This is a genomic window from Candidatus Poriferisodalis sp., assembly GCF_965262965.1.
GTDB lineage: Bacteria > Actinomycetota > Acidimicrobiia > Acidimicrobiales > Poriferisodalaceae > Poriferisodalis.
On the sequence record NZ_OZ253573.1, the window covers coordinates 3,099,677 to 3,115,891 of the forward strand.

The window sequence follows — 16,215 nt, forward strand, 5'->3', positions numbered from 1 at the left end:
GGGCCGGAGGCTCAGTTCTCGATGGTCAGAATGCTGCGCGGTGCTTCCTGGCTAGAAGCCGCTGAATTCGAAGGCGTTGATAAAGCCGTCGCCAACCAGGACGCGCCCGACGGTGCCGTCATCCTTCTCGGCGACCTGCCACACAGCGATCGCTGACTTGCAAGCAGATGTTGAGGCCGGCCAGGGCTCTTGGCCGCACTGATGATTCGAGCCGAACCAGCCGGGCGTCTCACCGGCGTTCCTGAAGGCGTGGAGCACCGATTCGCCGGTGATCGGACCGTCGATCGTCTCAAGGATGATCTCGATAGCACGCCACGAGGAATACGGTGCAACGGCGAAGCCTTCGATGTGGTCCTCGTATCCGGCTGCGGTCATCAGGTCGGCGTACTCGGCGAGCTGCGCCTGGATCTCGGGCGACGCGAATTCAGCCGTTGACGGGAAGAACACGTCGCTCTGGGTGTACGTGCCGATCGAGGCCGCACCCAGAACGGGGATGTAGAAGCTGCACGAGCCGGCGAACACCGGCTTGTCGTAACCGCTGGCCGCAGCGGCACCGACCATGCCGATGCAGCCGGGCTCGGTGAGCTGGCCCCAGATGCCTTCAACGCCCGCTGCTTGTGCCGTGGCGACCGCCGCTGTCCAGTCAGGAGCAGCGGGGTCAACCACGACACGCTCGAACTCGATCCCGTGGTGTGCGAGCACCGGGGCGCCGATCGAGTCGATGAACGCCAAACCTGCCGGCGTTTCTTCCATGATGACGGCGATGTGGCTGATGCCGAGATCGCTAAACGTCTTTGCCGGGCCGACCGCATAGGCACCGGCGGGCGAGTGAAGGAGGAACGAGCCGGGGCTGTTCTGTTCGGTGAGACCCCACGCGTGAGACGAGATGTAGGGGATGCCAGCCTCGACCCACAGGTTGATCGCGGCCTCCGACGCCACCTCGATGCCCATGTAGGCGAACACAACGTCTGCTTCGATCAGTCGGTTGGCGCAGTTGATGGCGCCTTCAGGCGTGCCATCGGACAGGCAGACCTCGGTCTCGATCATCGCCCCATTGATGCCGCCGTTGTCGTTGATGAACCCGATGGCCACTTCGCCGCCGGTGCGGAACTCGGGCAGGGCGAAAGCCGCGCCTTCGTTGTTCACGTAGCCGATCTTGATGACTTCGCCAGTCCGGTCGATGGCAGCCATGTCGTCGCCGGAGTCGTCGGCCATGTCGTCGTCGGCCATGTCGTCGCCGGAGTCGTCGGCCATGTCGTCGTCGGCCATGTCGTCGCCGGAGTCGTCGGCCATGTCGTCGTCGGCCATGTCGTCGTCGGCTGCGGTGGCTGCCGGGGCGTCGTCGGCTGCATCGTCATCCGAGTCGCCGCACGCGGCGGCAACAAGGCCGAATGCAAAGAGCAGGGCAAGCAGTCGAAGCAGTGGTGATTTCATGGAGTCCCCGATCCCAGTCCATCCGCCCGACTCGGTGCCGACGGCGGCTCCGGCGTAGCAGAACACTGCGCTGGACGAACTCAGGTGATCCTATGCCACGCCGCGCCTGGCTGCCGTTGGGGCCTGCAGCCTCGCGCTGCCACGGTGAAAGAGTCAGACGGAACCGGACATGACAGCCATGATGGCTGTCTGCATGCCCGGTGCCCACGACCCGGAATGGTTCCGGGGCGTCTATTCCGAGACGTACCGGCCGTTGCTGGCGTACGCCCGCCGCCGGATGGACCACGCAATCGCCGATGAGGTCGTCGCCGACACGTTCTTGACCGCATGGCGCCGGCGCGAGGACGTTCCCGATGGCTCCGAACGGCACTGGGTTTGCTGTCCGCGGCCGATCGCGAAGTGCTCATGCTTGTGGCGTGGGAGGAACTCAGCCATGCCGAGATCGGACAGGTTCTGGGCATCTCGCCCAACGCCTCGGCGATCCGTGTCCACCGGGCTCGCAAGCGGCTGCAGCCGTCGTCATCGCACTCGTAGCAGCGACGACAATCATCGTCTATGACACCGGCACCGGCCGCGACGCGACTGCTGCGGTGCACCAGGCCGTCGAGGCCACGATTCAGGTGAGCGAGTCCGCCACCTCGCAGACGACGGTCACGTTCGACTTCGACGACTTCGCTGAACCGTGGGAATTGACCGTCGAGGCGACGTCTTCGGGCGGGAACTTCCAGTATCGGATGACACCTGGACCGGCGATGCCAGAAATGGGCATCCCACAGATGGACTCCCACACCGAGGTCATCGTCGACGGTCAGGCGTACCGCTCGGCTGCGGAGGGACCATGGGAGGGTCTGGTTCCGGTCGCATGGGAGCCAGATGCACCGGGCTCCGGAGGACCCATCCAGTCCAACCTGACGTTCGGCGTCGCGATCGACGACCCTGGCGGTCTCTATGACTTCGTAGACGCGGGCAGCGAGGACCTCGACGGGTTCGCTGTGGCTCGCTACCGCACCCACACCACGCCTGCCGGCGCAGGGGCCGGCTTCCTGATGTCGCTCGGCATGTTCATGATGATGACGAGCCAGGAGCCGGCCACCCAGCTCGACAGCATTCAACTCGACGTCTGGGTCGACGGCGATGACCTCATCCGGAGGGTCAGTTACAGCGCCACAATTGATGGCACCGGAACCTTCAGTGTCGTGACGGATTGAGCTGACTTCGGCGAAGCCCCGCCGATCACTGCGCCGGTCAACTGAGCCGCACCGTCGTCGAGAGCGCGATAGAGCAGCAGGGGCGGCCACTCGCCGCGGCTGCAAAGATGAGCCCTTGAAGTGCTGGCCCGGTGGGCCGGAACCGCAAGGGGGACAGGTCATGGAGATCCACGGGACGTGCAAAGAGGGCTTCGAGGCGGTCCGAGACGCCTTCGTGCAGAACTTCGACGAGGGGCTCGAGGTGGGGGCAGCGGCGGCCGTCACTGTTGACGGCGAGTCCGTGGTGGATATCTGGGCCGGTGACGCTGGCCCCAACGGCGAGCCGTGGGAGCGCGACACGATCGTCAACGTGTACTCGACCACGAAGACCATGGCGGCAACAGCGATGCTGGCGCTCGCCGACCGGGGCGAGCTGGATTTCGACGCTCCCGTGTGCCGGTACTGGCCCGAGTTCGCACAGACCGGCAAAGAGGGCGTGCTGGTCCGCCATGTCATGTCGCACACAGCGGGGCTGCCCGGGTACGTGCCGCCGGTGACCGCCGCCGACCTGTACGACCTCGACGCCATCGCAACCCAGCTCGCAGCCCAGGAATTGTGGTGGGAGCCGGGCACCAAGTCGGGCTATCACGCCGTCACCCAGGGCAACCTCGAGGGCGAGATCATGTACCGCATCACCGGCAAGCGCATGGCTGACTGGTTCCGCGATGAGATTGCCGAGCCGCTGGGTGCTGATTTCCACATGAGCCTGCCGGCCTCAGAGGATCACCGGATGGGGGAGTTGATTCCGCCTGTCGTGCTGCCGGGGGATCTCGAGATGAACGGGGTCAAGGTCGAGATGGACTCGGTCTGTGCTCAGACGCTGATGAGCTGCCTGCTCGACGCCACCGAGCCGCAGACGCGTGAATGGCGGGATGCCGAGATCCCTGCCGCGGGCGGCATCGGCAATGCCCGCTCCATCGCCCGGATCCACTCGATGCTGGCATGCGGCGGCGAGGTGGACGGCATCCGGATCATGTCCGAAGCCGGGGCTCGCAAGGCGCTTGAAGAGCAGATCGACAACGTCGACGACGTGCTGTACATGCGGTTGCGTCACGGCATCGGATTTGCTCGCGACCTCGAGGGTTGGGTGACCTCTCCCAACCCGAACCACATGTTCTGGGGCGGCTGGGGCGGATCGATCGCCTTGGTGGACTTCGACGTGCGGACGTCGATTGCCTACGTCATGAACAGCATGGTCGGCACCATCACCGGCGATCCGCGAGGCAATCGCATCGTGGACTCTGCGCTCGCCAGCGTCGCCGCTGCCGGCTGATCAGCCCAACGGCGCACAACCTCCGGCAAGACACAGGGAACCGCCATGCGTTTCAGCATCTTCTACGAACATCAATTGCCGCGCCCGTGGGATGAAGGCGCCGAGGCCCGGGTCGTTCACGAGGCCCTCGAACAGGTGCAACTCGCCGACAGACTCGGCTTCAACACGGTGTGGGAGGTGGAGCATCACTTCTTGGAGGAGTACTCGCACTCGTCCGCGCCCGAGGTGTTCTTGGCAGCGTGCGCTGCGACCACGCAGAACATCCACATCGGCCACGGCATCGTGCCGGTGCTGCCCGGCTACAACCACCCGGCGCGGGTGGCCGAGCGCATTTCGACGCTCGACATCATCTCGAACGGTCGGGTCGAGTTCGGCACCGGCGAGACGTCGAGCGACATGGAGTTGCTGGGCTTCGAGCTCGAGCGGGCCGACAAGCGCTCGATGTGGGAAGAGGCAGTCCCCGAGATCGCCAAGATGATGTCGCAGGCACCGTACGAGGGGCACACCGGCAAGTTCTTCTCGATGCCGGCCCGCAACGTGGTGCCCAAGCCCGTACAGCGCCCGCACCCGCCGATCTGGGTGGCCTGCAGCCAGCGCGACACCATCCTCATGGCGGGCAGCCGGGGCATCGGGGCGCTGAGCTTCGCGTTCATCAATCCTGAGGAAGCGAAGCAGTGGGTGGCTGACTACTACGCAGCGTTTGAGGCGTGTACCGACCCGGTGGGCCTGGCGCCGAACCCGAACATCGCGGTGACGACGGGTTTCATGTGCCACGAAGACGAGCAGACCGCCCTGGACCGTGGTCTCGACGGCTTTCACTTCTTCGCCTACTCGCTGCTGCACTACTACCAATTCGGCACCCACACGCCGGGGCGCACCGACATCTGGACCGAGTTCGAGCAGAACCGCGCCGAGATGGGCTTCGAGAAGCTGAACGCCCAGGTCGACGAGGCCAGGGCGGACGACGGCACGGGCATCGAGGAAGGCGGGCTGGACTCGCTGCGGGGCTGCATCGGCACGCCTGACCAGATTCGCGACTTCGTCCGCGCCTACGAAGACGTCGGCGTCGACGAGTTGATCTTCGTCAGCCAGGCGGGCCGGAACCGCCACGAGGACATCTGCGAGTCAATGGAGCTGTTCGCCCGGGAAGTCATGCCCGAGTTCGCCGAGCGTGCCCCCGAGCGCGAGGCCAGAAAGCGCGAGCGCTACGCGGAGACCATCGAGCGGCTCCAGAACTTCCACAACATCGACTTGGCCCCGCGCCTGGAGCTGGCTGTCCCGGCCAACCCCAGCGTCTAACCCTCGGCGAGGCTTGTTCGCTGGAGGCGTTTGCGGGCGCGGCCGCGGGTGGTGGCGTCGAAGACCGTCTTGCGGAGGCGAATGGCGTTCGGGGTCACCTCGACGCATTCGTCGTCGCCGATGAATTCCAGCGCTTGCTCGAGCGACAGGACACGCGGTGGCGTCAAGCGAATGGTGTCGTCGGATGCAGCAGCCCGCACGTTGGTCTGCTTCTTCTCGCGGCAGATGTTGACGTCCATGTCCTCGGAGCGCGGGTTCTCGCCGATGACCATGCCTTCGTAGACCTCGTCACCGGGTGCCACGAACAGCGACGCCCGTTCTTGCACCCCAGCCACGGCGTATCCGGTGACCGAGCCTTTGCGGTCTGCGACGATCGATCCCGAGTGGCGGGTGCGAAGCTCACCGAGCCACGGTGTGTAGCCCTCGAACACGTTGGCCATGAGGCCGGTGCCCCGAGTCTCGGTCAGGAATTCGGTGCGGAAGCCGATGAGGCCCCGTGCCGCCACGATGTAGTCCAGCCGAACCCAGCCGGTGCCGTGGTTGGACATGGCAACCATGTCGGCCTTGCGCTCGCCGAGTAGTTGGGTAACCGCCCCGACGAAGCTCTCGGGGATGTCGATGGTGACGCGCTCGGTGGGCTCGTGGAGCTTTCCGTCGATGGTGCGGGTGACCACTTTGGGCTTGCCCACGGTCATCTCGAAACCCTCGCGGCGCATGATCTCCACCAGCACTGCCAACTGAAGCTCGCCGCGCCCCTGGACTTCCCACGTGTCAGGCCGCTCGGTGTCCAGCACCCGCACCGACACGTTGCCGATCAGCTCGGCTTCGAGGCGGTTGTCAATGAGGCGGGCGGTGACCTTGTCGCCGTCGAGACCTGACATCGGAGAGGTGTTGATGCCGATCGTGATGGACAGGCTCGGCTCGTCCACGGTGATGAGGGGCAGCGGCTCGGGGTTGGTGAGCTCGGCGAGCGTCTCGCCGATGGTGATGTCCTCGATGCCCGAGATGGCGATGATCTCCCCGGCGCTGGCCTCGTCGGCATCCACCCGGTCGAGGCTCTCGGTGACGTATAGCTCGTTGATCTTGGCGGTGGTGGTCGTGCCGTCGGTGCGGCACCACGCCACGCTCTGGCCTCGCTTGATGGTGCCGTGCATCACCCGGCACATCGCGATGCGCCCCACGTATGGACTTGAGTCGAGGTTGGTGACCCACGCTTGTAGCGAGCGCTCGGGGTCGTGCAAGGGGGCCGGCACGGTCTCGAGCAGCGACTCGAACATGGGCCGCAGATCGGTGCCTGGCTGGCCGAGGTCGAGCGTTGCTGTGCCCTGGCGGGCGTTGGTGTACACGATCGGGAAATCGATCTGGTCGTCGGTGGCGTCGAGGTCCAAGAACAGCTCGTATACCTCGTCGACGACCTCAGCGATGCGAGCGTCCGGCCGGTCGATCTTGTTGATCACCAGCACGACGGGCAGATGCAGCTCCAGCGCCTTGCGCAGCACGAACCGCGTCTGCGGCAGCGGGCCCTCACTGGAATCCACCAGCAGCAGGACACCGTCCACCATCGTCAGGGCTCGTTCCACCTCGCCGCCGAAGTCGGAGTGGCCCGGCGTGTCGACGATGTTGATCTTGGTTTCCTCGCCGCTGTCGCGCACGTAGCGCACGGCGGTGTTCTTGGCCAGGATCGTGATGCCCTTCTCGCGTTCGAGGTCCATCGAGTCCATGACCCGTTCGGCAACCGTTTCGTTGGCGCGAAAGGCCCCCGACTGCCACAGCATGGCGTCGACGAGGGTGGTCTTTCCGTGGTCGACGTGAGCGATGATCGCCACATTGCGCAGGTCTGCGCGCTCGGTGAGATGTGAGGATGCGGTCATGGTGAGCCTCGTGCGGAGATCGCGCCCACGCAATGTTGAACTGCGGGCCCACCGGAGATCAGCGGATGTGGAGGACCCAAAGCGCGGGACGAACGTCCACCGAATCTGGAGGTTCCGATTCCTGCCGGATTCAATGGCCTCAGCAAAGAGATTCTACGGGCGCGAGCCAACGGCACCTCCGCACTGCGTGAAGACGTGAGCACGTGCAAACAACGCAACAACACAATCGCAATCCATGCATTGCGAACGTTGCGATTCATGCACTGCGACGTTGCAGTCCAAGCAATGACCGGCGGCCGGTGGCCGGCAGGCGTTTGTCTTTGCGGAACTGCTAGATCACGCCGTCCCAGAGGCTGATCTCTGAGGCGCCGGGGCCGTTGGCAACCCGACACTCGTCGTCGAAGAGCATCGTCGGGCGATTGCTCGGATCCCAGCGCGGCCAGTCGGGCAGGCCGCCGTGGTTGGGATTGCCGTCGGTGGCGAACCGGACCCATGCGTCGTGCGTGGCCGCAATCAGGTCGGCCGGCGGGTTGCTGCCGACGAAGCCGCGACCCATGTCGTTGTCGGCCTGGTCGAATGCGAACGGCACCTCGATGAAGTGGTGCGCGCCCCATTCGCCGTCGCGCTCAGGGTTGTCCCAGTCGAATCGGTACAGCCACAGGTCGGAGTTGTGCGCGGCTTGGGCGTCGGCCATGCGAATTGCGGGCACGGTGAACATGCGGTCGGTCTCGATGGCCGCTGCCAGCTCGTGTGGAGCGGCGCCGGGCCGGTTCTCGCTGTAGAGCTGCAACGCCGCGTCGCCGTCCTTGCCGGCCATGCCGAACACCGCTCCCACGGTGGCTTGCACCAGTTCTTCGTTGAACATCTCCTTGAGGTCGACCACGAAAATCAGCGCTTCTTCCTTGGTCGAGCCGACCATGACCGAGACATCGGTTGCCGAACCGGCAGCGATCGCGTCGATCGGCCGCTGCGGCAATTCCTCGGTGAAGTACACGGGCTGGAAGGCCATCGGCACCGCCGCTGCCTCGCGGTACTTCACCGGGTCTCGTGTCGCGCCCAGATCGTCGGTGATCGCGATCTGTGCAGCCAACAGATCGTCGTTGCTGACCGCTGCAAGCGCTGCGGTGTCTCCCGGCTTCACGCCGACCGCGTCCAGCACGTAGCCGCCGATGAGCGAGGTCGTGTCGGCGCTGAGGCCGTTGTGGGCGGCACCGCTCTGGGGGATGGCGGCCCGGAACAGGCCCTTCGCCGCGGGCATCGCCATCAGCGTCGAGCAGCTCATACCGCCAGCGGATTCGCCGGCAATAGTGACTTTGCCGGGATCGCCGCCGAAAGCAGCGATGTTCTCCTGCACCCAGCGCAGCGCCGCGATCTGGTCGAGCATGCCGATATTGCCGGATTGGGCCAAAGCTGGGAAGTGGTTGGCCAGGTTCCAGTAACCCTGCACGCCGAGGCGGTAGTTGATGGTCACGCAGACGACGCCGTCGCGGGCAAAGGCTGCACCGTTGTACACGTCGTCCACGCCGCTGCCGGCGTAGAAGGCGCCGCCGTGGATCCACACCAGCACCGGCATCCCGCCCGCACCCGGGTCAGGCGTCCAAACATTCAGCCGCAGGCAGTCGTCGCCGGCGGGATTCGGCGGCGTGCCGAGCTCGCCGAAGATTCCGGGCATGGGCTGCTGCAATGCCACAGGGCCAAAGGCCGAGACGTCGCGCACGCCGTCCCAGCCGGCTGGCGCGACTGGCGGCCGGAAGCGCAGGTCGCCCACCGGAGGCGCCGCATAGGGAATGCCCTTGTAGGCGTGGACGCCCTGGTCGTCAGCACCAGCCAGTCGTCCTGAGGTGATCGCTACTTCTGCGGCCATGTCGGCCCCTCCTTGGTGTGCGGGGCTGCCCCCGCGGAACTGTCCCGGCGATCCTCCACGCCAAGCCAGCGGCGAGGATCGCATGGTTTCGAGGGTCACACTATGCGCGCGCTGTCAATCGGATTGCGCCGCGGCGGGCTCCCGAACCACTCGTCGGGCAATCAGCTCGTCCACGACATCAGGCGCGTATCCCAACACATCGGTCAGGATCTCGAATGTGTGCTCGCCGAGCAGGGGTGCCGGGCGACGTAGTCCGTTGGGGCCGTCCCTCAAGCGCCAGGGGACGCCGGGCACCACACGTTCTCCGGTGAGCGGGTGAGGGGGCCGTTCAAGCATTCCGATGGCTTCGAAGTGGACGTCGCCAGTCCACAGCTCGTGCGATGACAGCGAGGGGAATGCGGTCACGCCGACGGCTTGCAGCTCTTCGGTGATGTGCCAGCGATCCCGTGTCTTTGTCCACGCCGAGATTTCCGCGTCCAGTTCGGCCTCGTTCCGCTTGCGATCCGCAGCGTCTGCGAATCCCGGCCGATGCGCGAGGCCGGGGTCCATGACTGCACACAACGAATGCCACATGGGCTCGTCGGTGCAGGCGATCGTGACCCATTGATCGTCGCCCTGGGCCCGGTAGCAGTTGTGGGGCGACCAGATCGGGTCGTGGTTGCCGATGGGAGCCGGCGATCGGCCTTCGGTCAGGTACTGCATCCAGCCTTCGCCGACGGTGGCCGCGACGGCTTCCGCCATAGCGACGTCGATCGTGGCGGCGATGCCGGTGCGACGGCGAGCGGCGAGCGATGCCACCACCGCCCATGCAGCGGTGATCCCCGTGCACGGATCACCGATGGCTACACCGGTCTCGAACGCGGGACCGCCCTGGTAGCCGTTGGAGGCGTACAGCCCCGCGAGTGCTCCGCCAGCAGGTCCATACGCCACATATTCCGCACAGGGGCCGGTGCTTCCATAACCGGACAGCGAGGCGATGACGACGTCTGGGTTGATTGCACGCAATTGGGGGGCACCGAACCCGAGTCGATCCATGACACCGACGCCGAAATTGTCGATGACCACGTCGCTGACGGCGACGAGCCGTGCAACGACCTCCGCGGCGTCCGCATGGGACAAGTCGATGCTGATACTGCGCTTGTCGGTGTTGTAGATCTGAAACAAGCCCGAGGTGTCATGCGACGGCGGGCTGTCGGGCGGACTCAGCGGCAGCCGCCGGAACATGCACAGATGATCGGAGGACTCGAGCTTGATGACGTCAGCGCCGAGGTGGGCCAAGACCTGGGTGCAGAAAGGACCGGCCCAGATCCAGGTGAAGTCGCACACCCGCACTCCCTCCAGCGGACGGCGCCCAAGTGCTGCTGCCGGGGTGCTGTTGGTTCCCGCGGGGGCTTCGGCATGGTCGATGACGGCCGTTCTGTGTAGCCAGCCTTCGCCTTCGTGGGCACCGGCATCCGGTGCTTCCGCAGCGAGATTCCACCACGGTTGATCGATCTGGAAACCGGGCCCCGGCAGTTTCAGCCCGTCGGGCGTTGTGGCGAAGAACCCGCGCTCGGCAAAGTGGCCATCGGCTTCAAGCTGAGCCATCGTGTTCACCGGTGTCACGGCAATACGTGCAGCCTGGGCGGCGTGGTAGATGTCGTCGACGTGCTGGTCGGCGAACCACTCCGCGAGATACATGTTGACGAGATCGGAGTTCTGGGTTCGATCCGGTCCCGTGGCGAACACATCGAGCGAAGCCCACTCAGGGGAACCCATGAGTTCGACGAACGCCTCCCACTGGGATTGCTCGGGACAGATGAGCTGCAGCAGCCCGTCAGCGCATTGGAATATTCCCCACGGCACCACCGTGCGAGTGCCGAGCCGGGAGGCCTCCACGCCCAAGAACGAGACTGCGGCAGGAGCGACTTCGGTGATCTTGGCCGCCGCGGCGACGGCCGAGAAATCGATGTGCTCGCCCTGACGGCTCACGGCGGCTCGCTCCACTGCCGCGAGGGCCACGACCGCGGCAACGGTGGCCACGTTGATGTTGGCGTGATGGCCCGGCGCCTTCAGCGGCGGCAGGTCTGGATCGGTGGCACCACCCGGTGACAGATTCCCCCAACTGGACGCGTGAATGGCGTTGATCTCGGCGGCCTCGTAGTGCGCGTAGGGCCCGGTGAGCCCGAACGGGGTGATGGCAAGCACGACGAGCCGGCTGTTGTGCCGCGTCAGGTCAGCCAGCTCGCGGCGATCGTGAATCACCAGGTCGGCGCTGCCGATCAGGTCATCGGTCAATGACTGGACGGATCGCTTGTTGGAGTTCAGCCACCGGTGGACATTGTGGGGACGCGATCGGACCATGTCGTTTCCGTCCTCAACGCGTATGACATCGGCGCCCAGATCGGCAAAGAGCTTCGCTGCCCAGGCAACCCCCACGTTTCCAGCAAGCTCCAGCACCCGCACATGAGCCAGTCCGGCATTGGGCAGTGCGGGCGTCGTCTGACGAGACGGCATCGATGCTTCTGCCGTCATGCCTAATCCCCTCGCGAACTCGGTCGGTTTGGGCTGTGGTGTGCACCCGGCGGGGTCGCTCGCTCTCCCCCCGTGAGCAGACGGGCCCCGCCGGGATGCCGTGCGAGCGATGCTAGGCGCGAGGTCCCAAGAGCCGCAGCGCCCGTCGGGCAGGCACCGGCAACCAATGCTGAGCGACCTCGTTCGACGGCTCGGAACTAGCGTGCGGACGCTTATGGACGGACGGGTGGCGAGGGGAGAGTGGCGCCGGGTGCTGCTCTACCTCGGCGGCATGATGGGGCCGCTCGGCACCTTCGTGATACTGCCGATGATCCCTGAGTTGCGCACCGAATTCTCGGTTACGACGGGCCAGATCGGGTGGGCGTTGTGGTGCTACTTGCTGCCGTTCGCGGGACTCTTGCTGGTGTCGGGCACGATTGCCGACCGCTGGGGTCGAGCCCGGGTATTGCGCCCTGCCGTTGCGCTGTACGCGGTAGCGACTGCTGCGTGCGCCGTGGCGCCTTCGTACCTGTGGTTTCTGGCGGCCCGGGTCGGACAAGGCTCGATGAATGCGTTCATCACGCCGCTGCTGCTGGCGACGCTGACCGAGACGGCACCAGCGGGTCGCGTCGGCCGAATTGTTGGCCGGTACGCAGCATGTCAAGCGCTCGGTCAGCTGGCTGCCCCGGTTGTGGGCGGCTACGGCGCCGACGTGAACTGGCGCTTGGCCTATGTGGCGACGGCCGTCATCGGTGTGGCCATTGCGTTGCTGCTGCCGAACGCCGCCGATGACGGCGCATCAGATTCGCTCCAGGCGTTGAGCTCACCGCCTCGTTTGCGTTCCCTGCTTCGCCGCCCGACGCTTCTGCTAGCGGCCACCGCGCTGCTGAGTGCACTTGGACCCGTCGGGGCAAGGGTCCTGGTCGGTTTGAGTGGCCGCGATGTCATCGGATTGACGGGTTCACAGGTCGGCTGGCTCTTGTTCGGCGGAGGATTGGCCGGCATGTTTGCTGCACCAGCGTGGGGGATCATGCTCGACCGCTTGGGCGGGAGACAAGCGGCCACCATCGCGATCGCTGTCTGCTCGGGACTCGTGGCGCTGCTCCCTGCCGCACAGACGACATGGTCGCTGGCGATCTTGTGGTTCGTCACCGGTGCCGCGACGCAGTCCGTGGTGGTCAGCTTCCAGTCGCTCGCCTCGGTTGCTGCCCCCGACAACCGCGCCGGCGCGCTGTCGTTCACCCTGTCGCTTCGATTCGGGGGTCACGCGCTGGGCGCGATCATCTGGCTTCCCGTGTTCTCAGTCAGCCCCGCCGCCGCCTATCTCGCCTCGGCCGCGGTTGGCGGTCTCGCCGTCGTGGCCGTGTTGGCCAGCCGGCTGGACACCAGCGGCCAGCCCTGAACCGCGGGCGACGACATCAGCGATCCCGGCAAATTGCTTTGCCCTGTGAGCGACCCCATGACTAGCTTCACGCGGTCCGAATGAGCGGCTGGCAGACCGAGGAGGCACTGATGCCTCAGCGATCACGGCACACCAATCAAGATTACGAGTCGCTGTTGCGAGAAGCGGAAGACCGCGGTTGGCGGGTGAAGAAGATGAAGAAGCACTTCTTGGCCCTGTGCCCATGCGACTGCCAGTGCGTCGTTACAGTTGGGTCCACACCCTCAGACCGGCGAGGCATCAACAACACCCGAGCGAAGATCAACCGATGCAAGAGCAGGAGATGAGCGTGGTGGGCAAGGCGAGCGGACCTCATACCGAAGTGACGATCACCGGCACCCTCAGCCGTGTCGGCGCTGACGGGGCTCGACCTCTCACGTACGACGAATTTGTCGATTTCGTGAGCGGCACGGCGGACCATCTCCACGACGACGACAGCCTCATAGATCCCATGGTGTCGGGGCAGGCCAGCACCGGGGAGCTCTCGATTTCCTTCGGAGTGCTCGTCTCGATCGGTGCACCCGAGCTCACAGGTCGCCTCTCGGAGATTCTTGACAGCCTCAACGACGCGCTCGGTCTTGTTTGGCCACACGACCCTGTGCCGCGTTCCCGCGAGCGCGGCACGACGATGCTGAACCTGACAAGCCAGCACCTCGACGGGATCGGCCTGCCGGCGTTCGCCTAGAACTACGACCCAGACGGCTGCCCGGAGGGCGTCAAGTGCCGCCAGACCCGTTCGGGGGTGCAGGGGAGGTCGACGTGGCGCACGCCGAGGTGCGACAGCGCATCCACCACGGCGTTCTGTACCGCGGGTGTGGCGCCGATAGTGCCGGACTCGCCGATGCCCTTGGCACCGAGCGGGTTGCGATCGGTCGGGGTCTCGAGCGGGATCCGCTCGAAGCTGGGCAGCTCCGCTGCTGACGCGATGGCGTAGTCCATGAAGTTGCCGGTCAGCGGGTTGCCGTCGTCGTCATAGACGAACACCTCGCCGAGTGCATGGGCGATGCCAGAGGCGACACCGCCATGCACCTGGCCTTCCACGATCATCGGGTTGACGATGACACCAGCGTCGTCGCACGTCACATGGCGCAGCGGGGTGACCTGTCCGGTATCACGGTCCACCTCCACGACTGAGAGCTGCACCCCGAACGGGAAGGTGGCCGCCGGTGGCTGGAAGTCGCTCTCGGCTTGCAGCTCACGACCGTCGGACTCGTTGACATGGGTCGCAATCTGGGCCCAGTCGAGCGAACGGGCCGGTGTGCCCGCAACGGCGAATGTGCCTGCGTCGACATCGAGCACGATGTCGGCCGGGTCGGCTTCGATCATCGCGGCCGCGACCTCCTTGGCCTGTTCAACCACCGCCTCCGCTGCCTCGAAGACCGCGGCCCCGCCGGTCTGAAGCGAGCGGGAACCGCCGGTACCGCCACCACGCTTGACCGCGTCGGTGTCCCCGTGGCGCACTTCGATCCGCTCGAACGCAATGCCGGTGAGGTCGCTCGCGATCTGCGCATACGCGGTGTGATGACCCTGCCCGTGGTTCGACGAGCCAGTCAGCACCAGGGCCGATCCGTCGTCCCGGACCTCCAAGCTGCCGAACTCCGGGGCGCCCATCGGGTGCGAAATCTCCACATAGGCGCTCCAACCCAATCCGAGCAGCTTCGCTGAGCCCTCCGAGCGGCGTCGTTCCTGCTCGGCTCGCAGGCGGGGATAATCCGCAGCTTCCAGCACGGCGTCGAGGGCCTTGGCGTACTCGCCGGAATCCATATCGGCGCCAGTCGGGGTCTTGAACGGGAACGCCTCGGGCGCGATGAAGTTACGGCGGCGCAACTCGCCGGAGTCCATCCCGATCTCGGCCGCGAACAGGTCCATCATTCGCTCGATCGCCAAAGCGGCCTCCGGGCGTCCAGCTCCCCGGTACGCGCCCACCGGCGCAGTGTTCGTTGTGACCGAGTTCGTAGAAACAGTCACGTTCGAGATGTCGTACACGCCCGTCGCCATCGTGCGGACGAACATGGGCAGCAGTGACCCGATCATCGGGTAGGCGCCGGCGTCCTGCAGTGCGTCCACCTCGTATGCCGTCACGTTGCCGTCGCAGGTGCCCCCAAGGCGTGCGGCATACGAGATTGCCCGAGCGTGCGTGAAGCCGACCATGGCCTCCGAGCGTGTCTCAGCCCAGCGCACCGGGCGTTTGAGGCGGCAGGCAAGGCTGGCCACCACGAAGTCTTCGACGTATTGGGCGTTCTTGGCACCGAAGCCTCCGCCGACATCGGGCGTGATGACATGCACCTGGCTGGGCTCCAGCCCGCAGAACGCGGACAGGGTGTCCCGGGTCTGGTGCGGGAACTGTGTGCAGGCCCAATAGGTGAGCCGCTGTGTGTCTGCGTCCCAGGAGGCAACCGCAGCACGAGGCTCGATAGGGGCCGCTGTCATCCGAGGGTTGCAAAACGCCAGCTCGACGGTGACCTCGCAGTCGGCGAAGGGGTCCTGCCCGTCTTGGGGGCCCGACGGGATGGCGAACACCGTGTTGGTCTCGGCCCCGGGGAACAGCAGCCGTTCGTTGAGCGCAGCCTCGGCGGTGTCCAGCAGCGGGTCGAGCGGTTCGTACGGTGAGGAGTTCAGGGTCTTCTTTGCGTTCTACGCGGGTGCCGAGCATGCTCATATGCAGGGAGACTCTCCGAACGCGGCGTCGTGTGATGATCAGGCGGCGAAACGGAACCGAGCTGAGGCCCCAGTTCGCGACGGCCGGAGGGTAGTCAGCGCTGACCGGTCAAGCTGCCTTGACGGGCCTCTCAAACCGTGTTGACGCAGATGTAGGCGAATTCTTCGCCTCGAGGCTCGACGGAGACGTGCACTTGCTGGCCGAGACTCGCCTCGCCCGGCTGCACGCCACGCAACGAACCGACCACTCGAGGGCCCTCGTCGAGTTCCACGACGGCGGTGATGTACGGCAACTCGTCGACCCAGCCCCGATCGACGGTGAAATGGTTGACGGCCATGGAGTAGATGCGACCGATGCCACTCACCGGCGCGAAGCCGTAGTTGCCAATGTGGCAAGACGGGCAGTACCAGCGGGGCGGGTGCCGGAACTGCCCACAGCCCGAGCACTGCTGGAGGCACAGCAGTCCCGCTGCCAGGCAGGCCTGATGGAACTCCAGGTTCAGCCCCTCCGGCTGGGGCACGTACTTGCGGGCTGGCTTGGCTGTGTTCACGGGATCGGGCTCATCGGACTGGGCTCATCGGGACTGGGCTCATCGGACTGGGCTCATCGGGACTGGGCTCATCGGGACTGGGCT

General features: G+C 65.7%; 12 protein-coding genes. 6 read left to right on the forward strand and 6 right to left on the reverse strand.

The features are described from left to right. Nucleotides 1–51: 51 nt before the first annotated feature. Entirely contained in the window at nucleotides 52–1,434 is a 1,383-nt protein-coding gene (locus tag ACQY5K_RS14945; RefSeq protein ID WP_428116762.1) for an ABC transporter substrate-binding protein, read from the reverse strand. A 405-nt stretch (nucleotides 1,435–1,839) separates the two neighbouring features. On the opposite strand from ACQY5K_RS14945, the gene ACQY5K_RS14950 reads away from it, so the two are divergent. From ACQY5K_RS14950 to ACQY5K_RS14965, 4 genes are all read left to right on the forward strand, one after another. Next, nucleotides 1,840–1,968 carry an RNA polymerase sigma factor gene (locus ACQY5K_RS14950; protein WP_428122721.1) on the forward strand — a complete coding sequence of 43 codons (129 nt, stop codon included), beginning with the start codon at nucleotides 1,840–1,842 and terminating at the stop codon, nucleotides 1,966–1,968. A 56-nt stretch (nucleotides 1,969–2,024) separates the two neighbouring features. After that, complete coding sequence (locus tag ACQY5K_RS14955) at nucleotides 2,025–2,642, forward strand: hypothetical protein (protein ID WP_428116764.1); 618 nt, start codon at nucleotides 2,025–2,027, stop codon at nucleotides 2,640–2,642. A 160-nt stretch (nucleotides 2,643–2,802) separates the two neighbouring features. Beyond that, a complete protein-coding gene (locus tag ACQY5K_RS14960) occupies nucleotides 2,803–3,954 on the forward strand; it encodes a serine hydrolase domain-containing protein (RefSeq protein WP_428116767.1) in 1,152 nt (383 codons plus the stop codon). 45 nt (nucleotides 3,955–3,999) lie between these two features. Further along, entirely contained in the window at nucleotides 4,000–5,253 is a 1,254-nt protein-coding gene (locus ACQY5K_RS14965) for an LLM class flavin-dependent oxidoreductase (RefSeq protein ID WP_428116770.1), read from the forward strand. Here the strand turns inward: ACQY5K_RS14965 and typA are convergent. From typA to ACQY5K_RS14980, 3 genes are all read right to left on the reverse strand, one after another. Beyond that, nucleotides 5,250–7,124: a translational GTPase TypA gene (gene typA, locus ACQY5K_RS14970; RefSeq protein ID WP_428116772.1), complete on the reverse strand. Its 1,875-nt coding sequence runs from the start codon at nucleotides 7,122–7,124 to the stop codon at nucleotides 5,250–5,252. The two genes, ACQY5K_RS14965 and typA, sit on opposite strands and share 4 nt — an antisense overlap. 331 nt (nucleotides 7,125–7,455) lie before the next feature. Then, a complete protein-coding gene (locus ACQY5K_RS14975) occupies nucleotides 7,456–8,988 on the reverse strand; it encodes a carboxylesterase/lipase family protein (RefSeq protein ID WP_428116774.1) in 1,533 nt (510 codons plus the stop codon). Between the two features lie 114 nt (nucleotides 8,989–9,102). Continuing rightward, nucleotides 9,103–11,502, reverse strand: coding sequence for a CoA transferase (locus ACQY5K_RS14980; RefSeq protein ID WP_428116776.1), 2,400 nt, complete (start codon nucleotides 11,500–11,502; stop codon nucleotides 9,103–9,105). A 214-nt stretch (nucleotides 11,503–11,716) separates the two neighbouring features. On the opposite strand from ACQY5K_RS14980, the gene ACQY5K_RS14985 reads away from it, so the two are divergent. Both ACQY5K_RS14985 and ACQY5K_RS14990 read left to right on the forward strand, forming a co-directional pair. Beyond that, entirely contained in the window at nucleotides 11,717–12,883 is a 1,167-nt protein-coding gene (locus tag ACQY5K_RS14985; RefSeq protein ID WP_428116779.1) for an MFS transporter, read from the forward strand. Between the two features lie 307 nt (nucleotides 12,884–13,190). Beyond that, nucleotides 13,191–13,607, forward strand: a complete 417-nt coding sequence (locus ACQY5K_RS14990) for a hypothetical protein (RefSeq protein ID WP_428116781.1) — start codon at nucleotides 13,191–13,193, stop codon at nucleotides 13,605–13,607. Nucleotides 13,608–13,609: 2 nt separating this feature from the next. Here the strand turns inward: ACQY5K_RS14990 and ACQY5K_RS14995 are convergent, their stop codons facing one another. Next, nucleotides 13,610–15,442: a xanthine dehydrogenase family protein molybdopterin-binding subunit gene (locus ACQY5K_RS14995; RefSeq protein ID WP_428116784.1), complete on the reverse strand. Its 1,833-nt coding sequence runs from the start codon at nucleotides 15,440–15,442 to the stop codon at nucleotides 13,610–13,612. 269 nt (nucleotides 15,443–15,711) lie between these two features. Then, a complete protein-coding gene (locus ACQY5K_RS15000) occupies nucleotides 15,712–16,131 on the reverse strand; it encodes a Zn-ribbon domain-containing OB-fold protein (protein ID WP_428116787.1) in 420 nt (139 codons plus the stop codon). Nucleotides 16,132–16,215 lie beyond the last annotated feature (84 nt).